The 17,373-nt window shown below is 72.4% G+C and carries 16 protein-coding genes and 1 tRNA gene; 7 read left to right on the plus strand and 10 right to left on the minus strand.

The features are described from left to right. Window positions 1-70 precede the first annotated feature (70 nt). On the plus strand, window positions 71-667 hold the full coding sequence (locus IEZ04_RS12440) for a histidine phosphatase family protein (protein ID WP_189216853.1): 597 nt from the start codon (window positions 71-73) through the stop codon (window positions 665-667). Between the two features lie 72 nt (window positions 668-739). Here the strand turns inward: IEZ04_RS12440 and IEZ04_RS12445 are convergent, their stop codons facing one another. Further along, window positions 740-2,182 carry an NsdA family TPR-like regulatory protein gene (locus IEZ04_RS12445; RefSeq protein ID WP_189216854.1) on the minus strand — a complete coding sequence of 481 codons (1,443 nt, stop codon included), beginning with the start codon at window positions 2,180-2,182 and terminating at the stop codon, window positions 740-742. A gap of 298 nt (window positions 2,183-2,480) precedes the next feature. Between IEZ04_RS12445 and IEZ04_RS12450 the strand changes: the two genes are divergently transcribed. Continuing rightward, window positions 2,481-2,936 (plus strand): hypothetical protein, encoded by a 456-nt coding sequence (locus tag IEZ04_RS12450; protein ID WP_229821002.1) that lies wholly within the window; start codon window positions 2,481-2,483, stop codon window positions 2,934-2,936. 32 nt (window positions 2,937-2,968) lie between these two features. Beyond that, complete coding sequence (locus IEZ04_RS12455) at window positions 2,969-3,847, plus strand: spermidine synthase (RefSeq protein ID WP_189216855.1); 879 nt, start codon at window positions 2,969-2,971, stop codon at window positions 3,845-3,847. Between the two features lie 64 nt (window positions 3,848-3,911). Here the strand turns inward: IEZ04_RS12455 and IEZ04_RS12460 are convergent, their stop codons facing one another. Next, entirely contained in the window at window positions 3,912-4,487 is a 576-nt protein-coding gene (locus tag IEZ04_RS12460; RefSeq protein ID WP_229821003.1) for a hypothetical protein, read from the minus strand. Between the two features lie 128 nt (window positions 4,488-4,615). Between IEZ04_RS12460 and IEZ04_RS12465 the strand changes: the two genes are divergently transcribed. Together IEZ04_RS12465 and IEZ04_RS12470 are read left to right on the plus strand one after the other, a co-directional pair. Continuing rightward, a complete protein-coding gene (locus tag IEZ04_RS12465; protein WP_189216857.1) occupies window positions 4,616-5,320 on the plus strand; it encodes a response regulator transcription factor in 705 nt (234 codons plus the stop codon). Next, window positions 5,317-6,729 (plus strand): HAMP domain-containing sensor histidine kinase, encoded by a 1,413-nt coding sequence (locus IEZ04_RS12470; RefSeq protein ID WP_189216858.1) that lies wholly within the window; start codon window positions 5,317-5,319, stop codon window positions 6,727-6,729. The genes IEZ04_RS12465 and IEZ04_RS12470 overlap by 4 nt, the downstream gene beginning before the upstream one ends. Window positions 6,730-6,919: 190 nt before the next feature. Here IEZ04_RS12470 and IEZ04_RS12475 read toward each other — a convergent pair whose 3' ends face one another. The 4 genes from IEZ04_RS12475 to IEZ04_RS12490 all read right to left on the minus strand — a co-directional run bounded on the left by IEZ04_RS12475 (window position 6,920) and on the right by IEZ04_RS12490 (window position 11,838). Beyond that, complete coding sequence (locus IEZ04_RS12475) at window positions 6,920-8,368, minus strand: GH1 family beta-glucosidase (RefSeq protein WP_189216859.1); 1,449 nt, start codon at window positions 8,366-8,368, stop codon at window positions 6,920-6,922. Between the two features lie 164 nt (window positions 8,369-8,532). After that, the gene (locus tag IEZ04_RS12480) at window positions 8,533-9,441 is read right to left on the minus strand and encodes a carbohydrate ABC transporter permease (RefSeq protein ID WP_189216860.1); all 909 of its coding nucleotides are present in this window, start codon (window positions 9,439-9,441) and stop codon (window positions 8,533-8,535) included. 10 nt (window positions 9,442-9,451) lie between these two features. Continuing rightward, the gene (locus tag IEZ04_RS12485; protein WP_189216861.1) at window positions 9,452-10,474 is read right to left on the minus strand and encodes a carbohydrate ABC transporter permease; all 1,023 of its coding nucleotides are present in this window, start codon (window positions 10,472-10,474) and stop codon (window positions 9,452-9,454) included. Between the two features lie 5 nt (window positions 10,475-10,479). Continuing rightward, window positions 10,480-11,838, minus strand: coding sequence for an ABC transporter substrate-binding protein (locus IEZ04_RS12490; protein WP_189216862.1), 1,359 nt, complete (start codon window positions 11,836-11,838; stop codon window positions 10,480-10,482). Window positions 11,839-12,192: 354 nt separating this feature from the next. Here IEZ04_RS12490 and IEZ04_RS12495 point away from each other — a divergent pair, with 354 nt between their 5' ends. Then, window positions 12,193-13,248, plus strand: coding sequence for a LacI family DNA-binding transcriptional regulator (locus IEZ04_RS12495; protein WP_189216863.1), 1,056 nt, complete (start codon window positions 12,193-12,195; stop codon window positions 13,246-13,248). A 74-nt stretch (window positions 13,249-13,322) separates the two neighbouring features. Here IEZ04_RS12495 and IEZ04_RS12500 read toward each other — a convergent pair. From IEZ04_RS12500 to IEZ04_RS12515, 4 genes are all read right to left on the minus strand, one after another. After that, a tRNA-His gene (locus IEZ04_RS12500) sits at window positions 13,323-13,395 on the minus strand. A 114-nt stretch (window positions 13,396-13,509) separates the two neighbouring features. Continuing rightward, the gene (gene orn / locus IEZ04_RS12505) at window positions 13,510-14,112 is read right to left on the minus strand and encodes an oligoribonuclease (protein WP_189216864.1); all 603 of its coding nucleotides are present in this window, start codon (window positions 14,110-14,112) and stop codon (window positions 13,510-13,512) included. A 171-nt stretch (window positions 14,113-14,283) separates the two neighbouring features. Further along, the gene (locus tag IEZ04_RS12510) at window positions 14,284-15,516 is read right to left on the minus strand and encodes a helix-turn-helix domain-containing protein (protein WP_189216865.1); all 1,233 of its coding nucleotides are present in this window, start codon (window positions 15,514-15,516) and stop codon (window positions 14,284-14,286) included. Between the two features lie 379 nt (window positions 15,517-15,895). Continuing rightward, on the minus strand, window positions 15,896-16,177 hold the full coding sequence (locus tag IEZ04_RS12515) for a hypothetical protein (protein ID WP_189216866.1): 282 nt from the start codon (window positions 16,175-16,177) through the stop codon (window positions 15,896-15,898). Between the two features lie 510 nt (window positions 16,178-16,687). Between IEZ04_RS12515 and IEZ04_RS12520 the strand changes: the two genes are divergently transcribed. Next, window positions 16,688-17,215: a universal stress protein gene (locus IEZ04_RS12520; protein WP_189216867.1), complete on the plus strand. Its 528-nt coding sequence runs from the start codon at window positions 16,688-16,690 to the stop codon at window positions 17,213-17,215. Window positions 17,216-17,373: the final 158 nt, after the last annotated feature.

Below are 17,373 nucleotides of genomic sequence, written 5' to 3' on the forward strand. Positions count from 1 at the left end.
TGATGGCTGGGTCCGTCTTGGTTTCTCCACACCTTCGGAAACCGGTTCCCCAGAAAGGTTCCTGAGTCACATGGCACCGCGCATCCTGCTGGCCCGGCACGGCCAGACCGAGTGGTCCCTGCTCGGTAGGCACACCGGCAGGACCGACATCCCGCTCCTGGACGAGGGGCGGCGCGGCGCCAAGCTGCTCGGCGAGCGCCTGCACCGGGCGCCCCTGGACGGTCTCCCCGGCGTCGAGGTGCGGACGAGCCCGCTGTCCCGCGCGCGGGAGACGTGCGAGCTGGCCGGGTTCGGCGACCGCGCCGAGCACTGGGACGCGCTCATGGAGGTCGACTACGGCGCGTACGAGGGCCTGACGCCGAAGGAGATCCAGGACATCCGGCCGGGCTGGCTCATGTGGCGCGACGGCGTCCCCGAGGGCGAGACCCTGGAGCAGGTCGCCGTGCGCGCGGACGAGGTCGTCGACTGGGCCCGTTCCGCGGACCGCGACGTGCTGGTCTTCGCCCACGGGCACATCCTGCGGTCCATAGCCGCGCGCTGGCTCGGGTTCGGCCTCGACTTCGCCGCCCGCGTCCGCCTCAGCCCGACGTCCCTGTCGGTGCTCGGCTGGGCCTACGGGGAGCCCGCCGTCGAGTCGTGGAACGACACCGGGCACCTGACCGTGTGAGACGCCCGCCCGCCAGGGCCTGTTGCGGAAGTCCCGCCTGCCGGGCGCACGACGGGACCTTCGCAACAGGCCTTATACCGGGCGCGGCAGCGAGGCGTGCCGTTCGAGGAAAGCCGACACCGCGGACGCCCTGCGGTGCGGCAGCAGCACCCGCGCGGTGCCCGCCAGCATCGTCTGGATACGGGAGGACTGCACCTCGTGCAGCAGGTCCAGCACCTCCATGCCGACCGCGGCGGCCTCGTCGGGGCAGCCCCCGCGCGCGAGGTCGTCGGCCAGCTCGGCCTTGTAGAGGGCGATGTTGCGGGTGAAGTGCGGTTTCTGCAGGCCGGCGGCGTGCCGGGCGTGCCGGGCCGCGCGCTGCCAGTCGCCCAGCATGGACCAGCACTGCGCCTCCAGGCCCTCCAGCTCCGCCTCCCCGTAGAAGGACATCCACTCGGGGTCGGGATCCGCGGGGCCGCGTTCGTACAGGGCCTGCGCGCGGGCCAGCGCCTGTTCGCAGCCCGTGCGGTCGGCGAGCCCCGCCCAGCCGCCCGCCTCCCGCATCGCGAGCAGCGACATCAGCCGCGCCGAGCCCAGCGGCCGGGCCGCGCGCTGCGCCGCCTGCGCCGTCCGTACCGCCTCGCGCGGCCGGCCAGCGTCGCGCGCGAGGAACGCCGTGTTGCAGAAGGCGTGCGCCTCGAGCGCCGCGTCACCCGCCATCCGGGCCGTCGCGAGCGCCTCCGCGTAGTGCGAGCGCGCGTCGTCGAACCGTCCCGAGTCGTGCGCCAGCCAGCCCACCGAGATGGCGAGTTCCCCCGCGCCCGAGTAGAGCCGGTCGGTCGCCGGCTGCCGGGTGGCTCCCGCGTCCAGCAGCGCGTACGCCGTGCGCAGCGGCGTCGCCGCCCTCCGGTACAGCCCGTCCGCCCCGTGCCGGTCGTCGAGCAGCCGGATCTTGCGTACGGCCTCCTCGAGCGCCCCCGCCTCGGACATGCCCGGCCGGTGGCCGGGCCGCTGCGCCGCCTGGGCGGCTCCGCCGAGCGTGAGGGGGCCCAGCGAGACGGCCGCCATCGTGGCGGTGCCGCCGGTCATGAATGCGCGACGCCGCACGTCGCTCTCCTCGTGGTTCTCGTTCGGGTGGTGCGAGTGGTGCGAGTGGTGCGACGTGTGTGCCCCTCCCGTCCCGGCAGGGGCGTGTACGGGGTTCTCGCTCCGTGGAGCGGGCGCCTCGTCGACGGCGCGCGCCCCACGGCCCCGAACCGCCGATCGGGGGACGAACCCCAGATCGGTCAGCGTCCGGCCGGGAAACATATGCAGGAACACCCGTTCGTAGGCGTAGTTGGGGCAACGGATCTCCCCCGACTCGACCCGTCCGATGTACCGCGCGTCGCAGCTCACCCGTTCGCCGATGTCACGCGCGGCTCGTCGCACGGCCGCGGCGAACTCGGCCGGTGAGCGCTGTCCGCGCAGCTCGCGGAAGGCGAGGTTCGGCCGCGCGGGCGGCGGGGACTGGGACGGGGTCACCGATGACGACGCCATGGGCGGGCCCTCTCTTGCGTGCCGTGGAACCGTGCCGGACGGGTGGGGGATTTGTCCGTGTGGCGTACGGCTCGTTCCCTGTGTCCGGCGAGGCAAGAACGTACCCGTCCCACCGGCGCCGTGACGCGAGGTTTGGCTACAAACCGGATATCTCATCCATGATCTGCCATGAACTGCCATCCTGTGCGAAGCGACTCCGCCGTAGCCCATGACGTCCGCGGGACGTTTCACAGGGTGCCCGGGAACCGTCCGCCGGGCACCGCTCGCCGGGCAGACGGGATTCTTGGTGGAGGCCGCGATGGAGCGCACCGAACCGTGTACGCCGACCCCCAGTACGTCCACGACGGCACACCACTGGCCGGCCCCCGAGTACGGTCCGTCGTCCGCGCAGCGGGCCTCCGCCTGTGATCTCGTGACGGTCCCGGCCCGGCAGGGGCTGGAGGCGGTCGACATCCTCCGCCGCGGCGCCGTCGACGCCCCCGGACCCGATCCGCTCGCCGTGGGACCCGTCCTGCACGACGACGGCTGCGACGTCCTCGGCTTCCTCGTCCCGCCCGGCACCGCCGACGCGTGGGACGTCCCCGGCAGCACCTGCGTCCACTCCGACGGCCGCGGCACGGTCCTCGCGCCGCGGGACGGGGCCGACTGGCTGCTCCCGCCCGGCGAGGCCGACCCCGCCACCGACCCGGCCCACCTGCGGGCGGCCCTCGGCGAGGCGGCACGGCTGATCGAGGCGGCGGACAACTGCCGCTAGGCCCGCACCCCGCGGTCCCCGATAATGAGGTGATGGGCAGGTCGGGCAGGGCACAGAGGACGCGGCGCGCGCGGGCGGCCGTCGAGGCCGTCAGCGAGACGGTCGACGGCGGGCTCGCCGAGCTGGTGCCCGACCGGGACCGGGCGCGGGCCTGGACCCTGCTGGTCGACGGCGCCCCGCAGTCGCACGTGGACCTCGACGACCCGGCGTACCTCTCCTTCGAGTACCAGCGCCGCATCGGCCACGTCATCGACCTGATCGCCCCGCCCGGCCGGCCGGTGCACGCCGTGCACCTCGGCGGCGGCGCCCTCACCCTCGCCCGGTACGTCGCCGCGACCCGCCCCCGCTCCACCCAGCAGGTCGTCGAACGGGACGCCGCCCTCGTCCAGTTCGTCCGCCGTGAACTCCCCCTCGACCCGGGCGCCCGCATACGGGTGCGGTCGGCCGACGCCCGCGAGGGGCTCGGCAAGGTGCCGGACGGCTGGGCCGACCTGGTCGTCACCGACGTGTTCAGCGGGGCCCGCACGCCGGCACACCTGACGTCGACGGAGTTCCTCACCGAGGTGCGGCGCGTCACCAAGCCCGGCGGCGCCTACGCGGCCAATCTCGCCGACGGCCCCCCGCTCGCCCACCTCCGCGGCCAGATCGCCACCGCCGCGACCGTCTTCCCCGAGCTCGCGCTGATCGCCGACGCGGCCGTGCTGCGGGGCAAGCGCTTCGGCAACGCGATCCTCGTCGGCTCCGACCGGCCGCTGCCGATCGCCGAACTCACCCGCCGGGCCGCCTCCGACCCGCAACCCGCGCGCGTGGAGCACGGCACGTCCCTCACCGACTTCACCGGCGGCGCGCCGCCGGTCACGGACGCGGCCGCGGTGGCGTCACCGGCGCCACCGCCGTCCGTGTTCCACTGACCTGCCACGGACGGCGCGGACTGCGCACTGCCGGGACGGCCGGGACGGCAGGGACGGCAGGGACTCAGTAGTCGTTGACCTCCACCCGCGGCGCCGAGTCGTGCCAGGTGCAGAACACCGACACCCGGTCCGCGCCCGAGGCGAACTCCACGCGGATCCACGTCTCCGTCTTCCATACCTGCATCGACCAGCCCGCGGCCGGCGTGGCGGAGACGAGCGCGGCGGACGCCTCACCGAGCGAGAAGACCGCCCGGCCGCCCCCGGTGTCGTAGCTCTCGACCTGTCCGGCGGCCTGCCCGGCGACCCGACCGGAGTCGGGCGGAGCCGGCGCGGGGACGGAGCCGGCGGGTGCGGGCGCGGAGGCGGGCGCCGACCGTGACGGGGAGGGGGACGGGCTGGGCGGCGCGCTCGTGCGCTCCCCGCCGGACTCCTCCGGGCTCGGCGACGGCGCGGGGGTGGAGGTCGCCGAACCCACTTCCGCCGACGCACCGGCCGTCGCGCCGCCCGCCGAGATGGGCAGGGCGCGCGGCGGGTCGTACGCGGTGCCCGACATCACCGTGTGGACGCCCCACCACGACAGCGTGACGGCCGCGCCCGTGGCGAGCAGCCAGGCCAGTACGTGTACGAGTCCTCTGTGCATCGCGGCCATACTGCACCACGAGTCGCACAGGTGTCCTACAGCCCCGTCCGGCCGCCCGGGGCAGGGGAGTTGCCGGAGTTGTCCACAGGCCCGGACCGCTGTCGCCCGGATGGCGTACGGTGCCGCCCATGGCAAGTGTGCTCGTGGTCGAGGACGACCAGTTCGTACGCTCCGCGCTCATCCGGCATCTGACCGACGCCGCACACACCGTGCGCAGCGTCGGTACGGCTCTGGAGGCGCTGCGCGAGGTCGCCCATTTCCGCTTCGACGTGGTCGTCCTTGACCTCGGGCTGCCAGATCTCGACGGGTCCGAGGCGCTGAAGATGCTGCGCGGGATCACCGATGTCCCGGTGATCATCGCCACGGCACGGGACGACGAGACGGAGATCGTCCGGCTGCTCAACGCGGGCGCGGACGACTACCTGACCAAGCCCTTCTCGGTCGAGCACCTGTCCGCGCGCATGGCCGCCGTGCTGCGCCGGGCTCGGGCGGGCGGCGGTGACGTCCCGCCGCCCCAGGTCATACGGGTCGGGGGCCTCGCGATAGACCCGCTGCGCCGCGAGGCGGAACTGGACGGCGTGCGACTGGACCTGACCCGGCGGGAGTTCGACCTGCTCGCCTTCCTCGCCGGGCGGCCCGGTGTGGTCGTCCCGCGCAGGGAACTGCTCGCCGAGGTGTGGCAGCAGTCGTACGGCGACGACCAGACCATCGACGTGCACCTGTCGTGGCTGCGGCGGAAGCTGGGCGAGACGGCGGCGCGCCCGCGCTACCTGCACACCCTGCGGGGCGTCGGCGTGAAGCTGGAGCCTCCGGTGGCGGAGCCGCTGCCATGAGGTGGGCGCTGGTCAAGGTGTGCGTGGCGGTCACGACGATGGTCGTCGTCGCCTTCGCGGTCCCGCTCGGTCTGGTCGTCAAGGAGATGGCACGCGACCGCGCGTTCACGGGCGCCGAGCGGGAGGCCGCCGCGGTCGCTCCCGCGCTGTCCATCACCACCGACCGGGCGGAGCTGGAGCGGGTCGTCGCCGCCGCGGGCTCGGACGACGGGATGGCGGTGCACCTACCGGAGGGCCAGGGCCAGCAGGCCCTCGACATCGGCCGGCAGCGGGCCTCGGACGAGGACATCGCGACCGTGCGCGGGCTCGGGCGCGCCTCCACCACGGAGGTGCCCGGTGGCCACACGCTGCTCCAGCCGACCGCGATCGGCTCCGGTCAGATCGCGGTCGTCGAGGTCTACGTCCCGCAGGCAGAGGTCACCAACGGCGTGAACACGGCCTGGGCGGTGCTCGCTGCGGTGGGTGCCGCGCTGGTCGTCGGCTCGGTCGCGGTGGCCGACCGGCTCGGCGTCCGGATGGTGCAGCCCGCGCAGCGCCTGGCCGAGGGTGCCCACGAACTGGGGGAGGGGAAGCTGGGGGCACGGGTCCCCGAGGAGGGGCCCGAGGAGCTGCGGCTGGCGGCGGTGGCGTTCAACTCCATGGCCGACCAGGTCGTCCAGCTCCTCGCCAACGAGCGGGAGCTGGCGGCCGACCTGTCGCACCGGCTGCGGACGCCGCTGACGGTGCTGCGGCTGAACGCGGCCTCGCTGGGCGAGACACCGGCGGCCGAGCAGACCCGGACCGCGGTCGAGCAGCTGGAGCGCGAGGTCGACACGATCATCCGTACGGCCCGCGAGTCCAAGCCGCAGACGGTGGCGCCCGGGCCCGGCGCCGGGTGCGACGCGGCGGAGGTCGTGCGCGAGCGCATGGCGTTCTGGTCGGCGCTGGCGGAGGACGAGGACCGCAAGGTGCGCGTCGCGGGCGTGGATCGGCCGGTGCGCATACCCGTGGCCCGCGCCGACCTCGCCGCCGCGCTCGACGCCCTGCTCGGCAACGTCTTCCGGCACACCCCCGAGGGCACGGCCTTCGCGGTGGACGTGCACAACGCCGAGGACGCGGTGATCGTGCTCGTCTCGGACGCGGGACCCGGGATAGCCGACCCCGAGGCGGCGATGGCGCGCGGACGCGGCTCCGGCAGCGACGGCTCGACCGGGCTCGGCCTGGACATCGTGCGGCGGCTCGCCGAGTCGACGGGCGGCGACGTGCGGATCGGCTCCTCGGTGCTGGGCGGCACCGAGGTGCGGATCTGGATCCAGCTGGACGGCCGGAAGGGGACGCCGGGCCGGCGCGGGCACCGGGGGACGGTGCGGCGGCGCGGCCGGAGCGGCCCGCGCGGCTCCGCCGCCGACCGCCCCACGGCACTGCGCTGAGTACCCGGAGCGGAGCCGCCCGGCGAGGTCCCGCACCGCCCGTTGCCGGGAGTGCACCGCGCGCTGGTGGGTGTGCGCCGCCCGCTGGTGAGGAGTGCGGCGGCAGGGGCGCGGCGCTCCCCTCCGTGCGCCGCGCCCCGTGCCGTACGGTGGGGGCCCGCCGCACCGGTTCCGGCGGGCCCCCACCGCCTCACTCCGCCGTCGTCAGCGGCGGCAGGGCTCCGGTGCGGGCCAGCTGTCCGTACCAGTGGGCGCTGGACTTCGGGGTGCGGGCCAGGGTCTCGTAGTCGACGTAGACCGCGCCGAACCGCTTCTCGTACCCGTACGCCCACTCGAAGTTGTCCAGCAGCGACCACAGGTAGTAGCCGCGGACGTCGGCGCCCTCGGCGATCGCGCGGCGCACCGCCCGCAGGTGGCCGTGCAGATAGGCGATCCGCTCCGGGTCGTGGACACGGCCCTCCGCGTCCGGCCGGTCCGGGTAGGCCGCGCCGTTCTCGGTGATGTAGAGCGGCAGGCCGGGCACCTCCCGCGTCCACCGCATGAGCAGCTCGTGCAGTCCCGTCGGGTCGATCGTCCAGCCCATCTCCGTCTGGTCGCCCGGCGTCTGGTGGAAGCGCACGTCGTCGGCGCCCGGCCAGGGCGAGTGCTCGCTGTTCCCGTGCCCGTCGGCACGCGGGCCGGCCGCGTCCGGGTCACCGGCCGAGATCAGCGTCGGCGTGTAGTAGTTGATGCCCAGCGAGTCCAGCGGCTGGTGGATCAGCGTCAGGTCGCCCTCCACGACGAACGACCAGTCCGTCAGCGACTTCGTCGTGGTGAACAGGCTGTCCGGGTAGGCGCCGTGCAGCATCGGGCCGTGGAAGACGCCGTTGCCCAGGTCGTCCATCCGCTTGAGCGCCGCCTGGTCCGCGGGGTCGTCGGTCAGGGCCCGGAACACATGGGTGTTGAGGCTGACCCCGATGGCGTTGCGGGCGGGCATCACCGCGCGCAGGGCCGACGTGCCGAGGCCGTGCGCCAGGTTGAGGTGGTGCGCGGCGCGCAGCGCGGCCACCGGGTCGGTACGGCCCGGAGCGTGCACGCCCGACCCGTAGCCGAGGAACGCGCTGCACCACGGCTCGTTGAGCGTCATCCAGTTCTCGACGCGGTCGCCGAGGGCCTCACCGACGATCGCCGCGTACTCGGCGAAGCGCAGCGCCGTCTCGCGCTCCGGCCAGCCGCCCGCGTCCTCCAGCTCCTGCGGCAGGTCCCAGTGGTACAGGGTGACGGCGGGCTTGACGCCCTTGGCCAGCAGCTCGTCCACCAGCCGGCGGTAGAAGTCCAGACCGCGCTGGACGGCGGGGCCGCGGCCCGTCGGCTGCACCCGCGACCAGGAGACGGAGAAGCGGTACGCGTTGAGGCCGAGCTCGGCCATGAGCGCCACGTCGTCGCGGTAGCGGTGGTAGTGGTCGACCGCGATGTCGCCGTGGTCGCCGCCGGCGATCTTGCCGGGTGTGTGGCTGAAGGTGTCCCAGATCGACGGGGTGCGCCCGTCCTCCCGTATCGCGCCCTCGATCTGGTACGCCGAGGTCGCCGCGCCCCAGAGGAAGGCGGGCGGGAAGGTCACCGGGGCGGCCGTACTGGCCGAAGTAGCTGTATCAGGCATGGAAGCGCTCCCATGAGGCGGGACGGGGGTATGGGGACCCACCGTCGGTGGAGGAGGGGCAGGGGGAAGCGATCACGGCGCGGGGCGGATGGCGCGGGGCCGGGGCGGCGCCGGCCCGGCCCCGCGGACGTGCGGACGTGCGGACGTACGGGTGGAAGCGGTGCTCAGCCCTTCACGGCGCCCTGCATGATGCCGCCCACGATCTGCTTGCCGAAGATCGCGAAGACGAGCAGCAGGGGCAGCGTACCCAGCAGCGCGCCCGCCATGATCAGGGACTGGTCCGGGGTGTAGCCGCGGCCCAGTCCGGCGACCGCGACCTGCACGGTCGGGTTGCCGTGCTGGGTCAGCACCAGGAACGGCCAGAGGAAGTCGTTCCAGGTCTGGACGAACATCAGCATGCCGAGCACCGCCATGGCGGGCCGCGCGGTGGGGAACACCACGTGCCACACCACGCGCCAGCTGCTGGCGCCGTCGACCCGGGCGGCCTCGATGATCTCGTTCGGCAGCGCCTGCAGCAGGTACTGCCGCATGAAGAACACACCGAACGCGCTGACCAGCGAGGGCAGGATCACCGCCTGGAGCTGGTCGGCCCAGTCGAGCTCGGCCACCATCATGTACAGCGGGATGACGCTGAGCTGCGGCGGCACCATCATCGTGCCGACCACGACCAGCATCGCGGCGCCGCGGCCCTTGAACTTCAGCTTGGCGAAGGCGAACCCGGCGATCGTCGACAGGAAGACGATGGTGCCCGCCGAGACGCCCGCCACGATGGTGGTGTTGAGGAAGGCCTCGCCGAGGTTGGCGTCGTTCCAGGCGAGGTCGAGATTCTTGATCAGGTTGGAGCCGAACCAGAACGGCGGCGGGGTCTCCGCGAGCCGCTGGTTGTCGCGGGAGGCGGCGATCGCCGACCACACCAGCGGGAACAGCGAGCCCAGGGTGAACAGCACGAGGATCACGTAGGCGACGGGGCCCGCGTGCATCTGGCCGCCCGCGCGCGCGGACTTCGGGCCCCGCGTGCGCTTGCTCTTCTCGGGGACCGGATCGGCCGGGGGCTTCGTCAGGGTCGTCGTCACGGCCGTCTCCTTAATCACTGCTACTGCTGGCGCGCAGCCGGCGCGAGATGACGTAGTTGACGAGCCCGATCACGATGAGGATCAGGAACATCGTCCAGGCGATCGCCGAGGCGCGGCCCAGGTGCTGGTTGACCCAGCCCTGTTCGTACAGGTACAGACCGAGCGTCTGGAACTGGTGCTGGGAACCGCCCGACGCGCCCTTGTTCGCGTCGAACAGCAGCGGCTCGCCGAACAGCTGGCTGGCGCCGATGGTCGACACGACGACGGTGAACAGGATCGTCGGCCGCAGCGAGGGCAGCGTGACGTGGAGGAACTGCTGCCACCGGTTGGCGCCGTCCAGCGCCGCCGACTCGTACAGGTCCTGCGGGATCGCCTGCATCGCCGCCAGGTAGATCAGCGCGTTGTAGCCGGTCCAGCGCCATATGACGATCGTGGACACGGCGAACTGGGAGGCCCAGTGGTCGTTCTGCCAGTCGATGTTGTCGATGCCGACGAAGCCGAGCGCCCAGTTGATCATGCCGTAGTCGCGGCCGAAGAGCAGCACGAAGACCAGCGAGGCGGCGGCGATCGATGTGGCGTACGGGGCCAGCATCGCGACGCGGTAGAACATCGAGCCGCGCAGCTTGTAGTTGAGGAGGTGGGCCAGGCCCATCGCCATCAGCAGCTGCGGGACGGTGGAGATGACGCCGATGGTGAGGGTGTTCCGCGCCGCGTTCCAGAAGAAGTCGTCGTCGAAGATCCGGGTGTAGTTGCGCAGGCCCACCCACGACATGTCGGTCGGCGCGGTCAGCTCCACCTGGTGCAGCGAGGCCCAGCCGGTGTAGATCAGCGGGAACAGCCCGAACGCGGCGAACAGCAGGAAGAACGGCGAGACGAACGCGTACGGGCTCCACCGCATGTCCCGCTGCCAGCGACGGGACAGCCGGGCCCGCTTCTTCGCCGCCTCGTCGGACACCGTGCCGGACGGACGGTGGCCAGGGGCCGCGCCCCCCTCCTTCACGGGGGGCGCGGCGGTGTCGTGCCTGGTCGACATGTCGGTCACTGGTCCAGGTTGTTGTCGATGGTCTTCGTGGCCGTCTCCCAGGCCTCCTTGGGCGACTTGCCCTGGGTCACCAGGATCACGCCGTTGTCCGTCAGACCCTGCTGGATGATCTGGTCCTTCGGGCCGATGGGCTGGTTCGGCACGCCCTCGGCGGCCTTGGCGAAGATCTCACCGATCGGGGCGTCCCCGGTCATCTCGTTCTTCGCGCCGGTGACCTGCGGCAGCTCGTACGCACCCGGGGCGCTCGGGAAGCTGCCCTGCTTGGCGAACAGCTTGGCCTGCTGCTCGGGCGCGGTCAGCCAGGCGACGAGCTTCGCCGCCTCCTCGGCGTTCTTGCCGGACTTCGGCACGGAGAGGAAGGTGCCGCCCCAGTTGCCGGGCTTGGGCGCGGCGGCCACGTCCCACTTGCCGGCGGCGTCCGGCTGCGACTTGCCCTTGATGTAGCCGAGCATCCACGGCGGGCAGGCCACCGCGGCGAACTTGTTGTTGGCGATCGTCTGGTCCCAGGCGGGCTGGAACTGGGTCTGGTTGCCGATCAGCCCGTCCTCGGCGGCCTGGGCGGTGAGGTCGAAGGCGTTCTTCACGGCGGGGTTGTCCTTGTAGACGACCTCGCCGGCGGCGTCGTAGAACTTCTCCTTCTCACCGCTGAGGATCGCCAGGATCAGACCGCCCGGCGAGTCCAGGAAGGTGGTGCCGTCCGGCGCCTTCTCCTGGTACTTCTGGCCCGTCTCCACGAACTTGTCCCAGCTGCCGGCCCACAGCTTGCCCACCTCCTCGCGGTCGGTGGGGAGCCCCGCCTGCTCGAAGAGGTCCTTGCGGTAACAGATGGCCATCGGGCCGATGTCGGTGCCGAGGCCGATGGTCGCGCCGTCCCTGGTGGTGGCCTGCTGCCACTTCCAGTCCAGCCAGTCGCCCTTGTCGACGCCCTCCACCTTGGACAGGTCCATCAGCTTGTCGGCCTGGGTCGTGGCGACCTCGGCGATGTTGCCGACCTCGACGGCCTGGATGTCCTGGAGACCGCTGTTGCTGGTGAGGCGGTTGACGAGAGCCGGGTAGTAGTTCTCGTTCCGCTCGACCACGGTCTCCGCGATCTTGATGTCCGGGTTCAGCTTCTCGTACTCGGCGTAGAGACCCGCCTCCTTGAAGCCCTGCGTCCCGAACAGGCCCAGAGTGATCGTGGTCTTGCCGGCGCTGTCGCCCGACGACCCGTCCGAACCGCTGTCGCCGTCGTCGGCGCAGCCTGCCAGCAGCCCGGTGCCCATCGACACCACGGCCGCGACGGCCAGTGCCCTGCGGGCGGCCGACGACCTTCCGTTGCCCCGAAGCCGGAGGTGGGGGAGGGTACGTGCTCGCATTGCGTCCTCCTGTTGCCCTGACGTGCCGACCCCCCGGCCAACTGCGTTGTTGGACCCGTGTTTTCATGCTGCGGCTCGGGCGGGGAACGTGCGGGTTGTGTATGTGTCAGGTACCGTGGGAGCGCTCCCACAGGTGATTGGTTGAAGAGTCGTCGGTTCGTGCGGGGGTGTCAAGGGAACGGACGCGGCAAGTTGTCTTCGGTTATCGGCCTGTTAACTAACGCGGCAGGCATCGGCAGTTGACACGGCGCGGAGTATCGGAAGCGGTTCGGAAACGTTGCGAACACTCCCGAACGCCGTACGAGGGCCGGGACTGTTAGATTCCACGCCAGCGGGGTGCGACAGGAGGCGACCATGGCAGGTCACGGTGGGCGGGGCCGGAGCGGCGGGCGGCCGACGCTGGAGGAGGTCGCCGCACGGGCCGGTGTCGGCCGCGGCACCGTCTCCCGAGTGATCAACGGCTCGCCCCGGGTCAGCGACGCGACCCGGGCGGCGGTCGAGGCGGCGGTGGCGGAGCTCGGTTACGTCCCGAACACGGCCGCCCGCGCGCTGGCCGCCAACCGCACGGACGCGATCGCCCTGGTGGTGCCCGAGTCGGAGACCCGGTTCTTCGCGGAGCCGTACTTCTCCGACATGCTCCGGGGCGTGGGCGCCGCGCTGTCGGAGACCGAGATGCAGCTGCTGCTGATCTTCGCGGGCAGCGACCGGGAGCGGCGCCGGCTGGCCCAGTACCTCGCGGCGCACCGGGTGGACGGCGTCCTGCTGGTCTCGGTGCACGCCCACGATCCGCTGCCCGATCTGCTGGGCCAGCTGGAGATCCCCGCGGTGATCAGCGGCCCGCGCTCGGAGCACGAGACGCTGCCGTCGGTGGACTCCGACAACTACGGCGGGGGCCGCTCGGCGGTGGAGCATTTGATGGCCCGCGGCCGGTCGACGATCGCGACGATCACCGGCCGCCTCGACGTGTACGGTGCCCAGCGGCGCATCGAGGGCTACCGGGACGCGCTGCTCGCCGCGGGCCGCGAGGTGGACGAGCGGCTGATCGTGCCGGGGGACTTCACGGAGGCGGGCGGCCGCCGGGCGATGACCGAGCTGCTCGAACGCTGTCCGCACCTGGACGCGGTCTTCGCCGAGTCGGACGTGATGGCGGCGGGGGCCCGTCAGGTGCTCCGCGAGGCCGGCCGCCGCATACCCGACGACGTGGCGCTCGTCGGGTACGACGACTCGGCGATCGCCCGCCACATGGATCCGCCGCTGACCAGCGTCCGCCAGCCCATAGAGGAGATGGGCCGTGCCATGCTCGGCCTCCTCCTGGACGAGATCGCGGACCGGCGCCCGGCGGTGTCGCGGGGGCTGGAGCGGCGCCAGGTGGTGCTGCCGACGGAGCTGGTGGCGCGGGCTTCGTCCTGAGGCCCGAGACCCGGGACCGCCGGGAGACGATGAAGGGCCGACTCGCTTCCGCGAGTCGGCCCTTCATCGATCAGGGTGAGTGACGGGACTTGAACCCGCGACATCCTGGACCACAACCAGGTGCTCTACCAGCTGAGCTACACCCACCATGACCGGCGGTTCTCCGTGCGGTTCACCGACCGGCCGAGAAAAAGTGTACAGGGTCCGAAGGGGTGCTCGCGCCCGGCTTTCCGTGGGGCCGGGCGGGGCCGTCCGGGCGGGCTACTGCGCAGGCAGGACGTGCTTCGCGGCGATCGTCCTGGCCGTGTCCGAGTCGGGACCGGGCTGGGGGACGAAGATCGCCTCGCGGTAGTAGCGCAGCTCGGCGATCGACTCGCGGATGTCGGCGAGCGCGCGGTGGTTGCCGTTCTTCTCGGGACTGTTGAAGTACGCCCGCGGGTACCAGCGGCGGGCCAGCTCCTTGACCGAGCTGACGTCCACGATCCGGTAGTGGAGGTAGTCCTCCAGGGTCGGCATGTCACGGAACAGGAAGCCGCGGTCCGTGCCGACCGAGTTGCCGCACAGCGGGGCCTTGCCCGGTTCCTTGACGTGCTCCCGTACATAGGAGAGCACCTGCTCCTCGGCGTCCGCGAGGGTCGTCCCGCCCGGCAGCTCGGCCAGCAGGCCCGACGCGGTGTGCATCTGCCGCACCACCTCGGGCATCGTCTCCAGGGCCGCGTCCGGCGGGCGGATCACGATGTCCACGCCCTCGCCGAGCACGTTCAGCTCCGAGTCGGTGACCAGCGCGGCCACCTCGATGAGAGCGTCGTCGGACAGCGAGAGCCCGGTCATCTCGCAGTCGATCCACACCATGCGATCGTTCATGTGTCTCACCTTACGGCCCACCCGAGCGGTCCGGCCCGGCCGTGCGCCTGGGGGCGGGACGGGGCCTGCGCGTGGGCGGCCGGCGAGGGGCCCGTGCGAGCCGTACGGCCCGGTGCCGCGTCCGGGGTTCGGGGCGGTGCCGGGCCGTACGGTCTGCGGGTGCCGTTCGCGCTACGGGGCGCTGCGCTGGCCGGGCAGGCGGCCCGTCGCGTAGAGCTCAGGCTTGGCGCCCTCCGCGGAGAGCGAGCCCGCCCCGGCCAGGGCGCCCGCGGCCGCCGTGCGGCGGGTCTGGAACGGCACCGGCGCGGCCTCCTGCGGCATCGACGGCGGACCGCCCGGCCCCGAGGCTCCCGGTGCGCCGTCCGGCATGTCGGGCTTGTCGCCCTGTGGCCGCCGGGCGCGGTACGCCGCCCGGTACGCCGCCGGGGACGACCCCAGCTGCCGGCGGAAGTGGCCGCGCAGGGCCACCGGCGAGCGGAAGCCGCAGCGGCCCGCCACCTCGTCCACCGAGTAGTCCGACGTCTCCAGCAGCCGCTGGGCCTGGAGCACCCGCTGGGTGATCAGCCACTGCAGGGGAGCGCTCCCCGTCAGTGAGCGGAACCTGCGGTCGAAGGTGCGCCGGCTCATGTACGCGCGCGCCGCGAGCGTCTCCACGTCGAACTGCTCGTGGAGGTGCTCCAGCGCCCAGGCGACGACCTCGGCGAGCGGATCGGCGCCGATCTCCTCGGGTAAAGAGCGGTCGAGATAGCGCTCCTGGCCGCCGCTGCGGCGCGGCGGGACCACCAGCCGGCGGGCGAGCGCGCCCGCGGCCTCGCTTCCGTGGTCCGAGCGCACGATGTGGAGGCAGAGGTCGATGCCCGCCGCCGTGCCCGCGGAGGTCAGGACGTCCCCGTCGTCCACGAACAGCTCACGCGGGTCCACGTGGACGGACGGGTAGCGCTTGGCCAGCGTGGGCGCGTACATCCAGTGCGTGGTGGCCGGGCGTCCGTCCAGCAGGCCGGCGGCGGCCAGGACGAAGGCGCCGGTGCACAGCCCGACGATCCGGGCACCCTCCTCGTGCGCCCGGCGCAGCGCGTCGAGCGCGTCCTCCGGTGGCGGTGAGGTGATCGACCGCCAGGCGGGCACGACGACGGTGCCCGCCCGGGCGATCGCCTCCAGTCCGTTCGGTGCGGTGAGTTCGAGTCCTCCCGTGGTGCGCAGCGGGCCGTCCTCGCCGGCGCACACGAGCAGTCGGTAGCGCGGTACCCCGGCGTCCTGGCGGTCGATGCCGAACACCGACAGAGGTATGGAACTCTCGAAGATCGGGCCGCCGCTGAACAGCAGCACCGCGACGATCTCCTTGCGACGTCGCCCGGAGAGTTTCCGGGCCGCTGCGTCCGGCGCGGCAGTGGAGTCGTGGCTCATGCTGCTAAGCCCCCCTCGGTGGTCGCGGCTCCTCGGTTGTGTCGCTCCTGCACGTTTCCCCTCGGTCCTGCACGAGTCCCCCGCCGTAAAGACAGTCAAGATCGAATCTACTGTGTCGTGGCGTACCGGCGTGACCAGTTCTCCACCCGGCACATTGTCGACATGGCAACTTGGCGTGAAGCATTCGATCACGAAGCGTTGCACCCACGCGACGCTCAGGGAAGTGCGCCTTGTCGCGGTGGCCGGTCCCCGTAGGGTGTGCGCGCCCGGCGGGCCCCTTTCAGCGCAGGTCGGGGGTGGGGAGGGGGGGTGTTACCGCAAGGCATGCCCAGGAAGGTGAAGTTGGCTGAAAAGAAGCGGAAGCGTGTGCGCATACCGGTCAGTCGACCGAAGTATGACCCCCGGAACGACGCCCACCTCGGTGTGCCCCGGCACCGCTTCTGCCATGCCGGCCGCGGTGCGGAACGGCCTTTTCCGCGAGTGACCGCGCCGCCACTCGCTCCGACTGCCGCAGCAGCAGCCGGCAGACCCCGGTGACGGCCGCGAGACCCAGGGCCGTCCCGGCCGCGCCCGCCAGCGAGGTGCCGTACCAGACGAGGGTCACGGGGACGAGCACGCAGCTGAACGCCGCCCAGCGGATGACGTCGCTCGCGGTGTCCACGGCGGGGGGTTCCGCGGGCCCCGGGGCGGGGGAGGCGGGCCGGGATGCGGTCCGATGTCCGGGCACGGCACGGCGTCCTCTCGGTGCGGATGGCTTACCCGGGTTCAACGCCTGTTCGACCGGTCGGTCACTGCCGGGCCGCGCGGCCGGGCGTGTCCGGGGGCGCGGGACCGGGCGCACGGGAGCGCGCCGCAACGCTCGCCTCCGCGAGGCGGGAGCGGCCGTCACCGCGGTGCGTGCTCCGCTCACCGTCCCTCCTGCCTCCACGGACACAGTGTGCCGATGATCGGTGAACCCTGTGCGAACCGCCTGTACGAGGCAGCAACCATTGCGTTACGGGCGTCCGCTCGTGCATGCTCCGGGGAACCCCCGTGCGGCGTGCGCGGGTCTGGGCTCAAGGAGGCGTGCCGCCGTACCCTTGGGGGTATGGGGTTGGGAAGATGATTCCCGGACACAGCTCCGCCGCACACTGTTGTCCCACCCACCGAGGATCCGAACGCCGAGACACCCATGGCCGGTCACGAATTCTTCGATCCCGCTGACCGCAAGCGGCCGGTCGCCGACCCGACGGCGGCCGATCCCCTGGCGGCGGAGGAGTCGCGCCCCGCGTGCGACCCCGCCTTCAAACACGGCGTCGTCGTCGGCTTCGACGGCTCGACGTCCAGCGAACGCGCCCTCGCCTACGCCATCGGCATGGCCCGCCGTTCCGGCGCCGGTCTGATCATCGTGCACGTGGCCAACCGGCTGCCGACCACGGTGTGGGCGGGCTGCGAGCCGCCCGTCTTCGTCGACGTGCCCGACCACCGCACCGAGGTGCTCGGTCTGGAGCTGGCCTGCGCGGACCATCTCGCCGAGGTCCCCTGGATCCTGGTGGAGCGCGGCGGCGACATCTGCCACGAACTCGAAGAGGTGGGCCGGGAGTACGAGGCGGACGCCATCGTCGTCGGTTCCACGCACGGCATCGTCGGCCGCATCTTCGGCTCGGTCGCCGGCCGTCTCGCCCGGCGCGCGCAGCGCCCCGTGATCGTCATTCCCTGAGCTCTCGTCACACTTCTCGTCGCGCTTTCGAGCCATTGGCGAACCTACTGACGCGTACAGGTGTTTGTGTGTTTGTGAAGGGCATATATCGGTCACCGAGCATCCGCACGTGCATCCGCACGGCGAGAACGCGACACGGGCGCGACGGGAAGGAGCCG

This window comes from Streptomyces ruber (assembly GCF_014648075.1).
Lineage (GTDB): Bacteria > Actinomycetota > Actinomycetes > Streptomycetales > Streptomycetaceae > Streptomyces > Streptomyces ruber.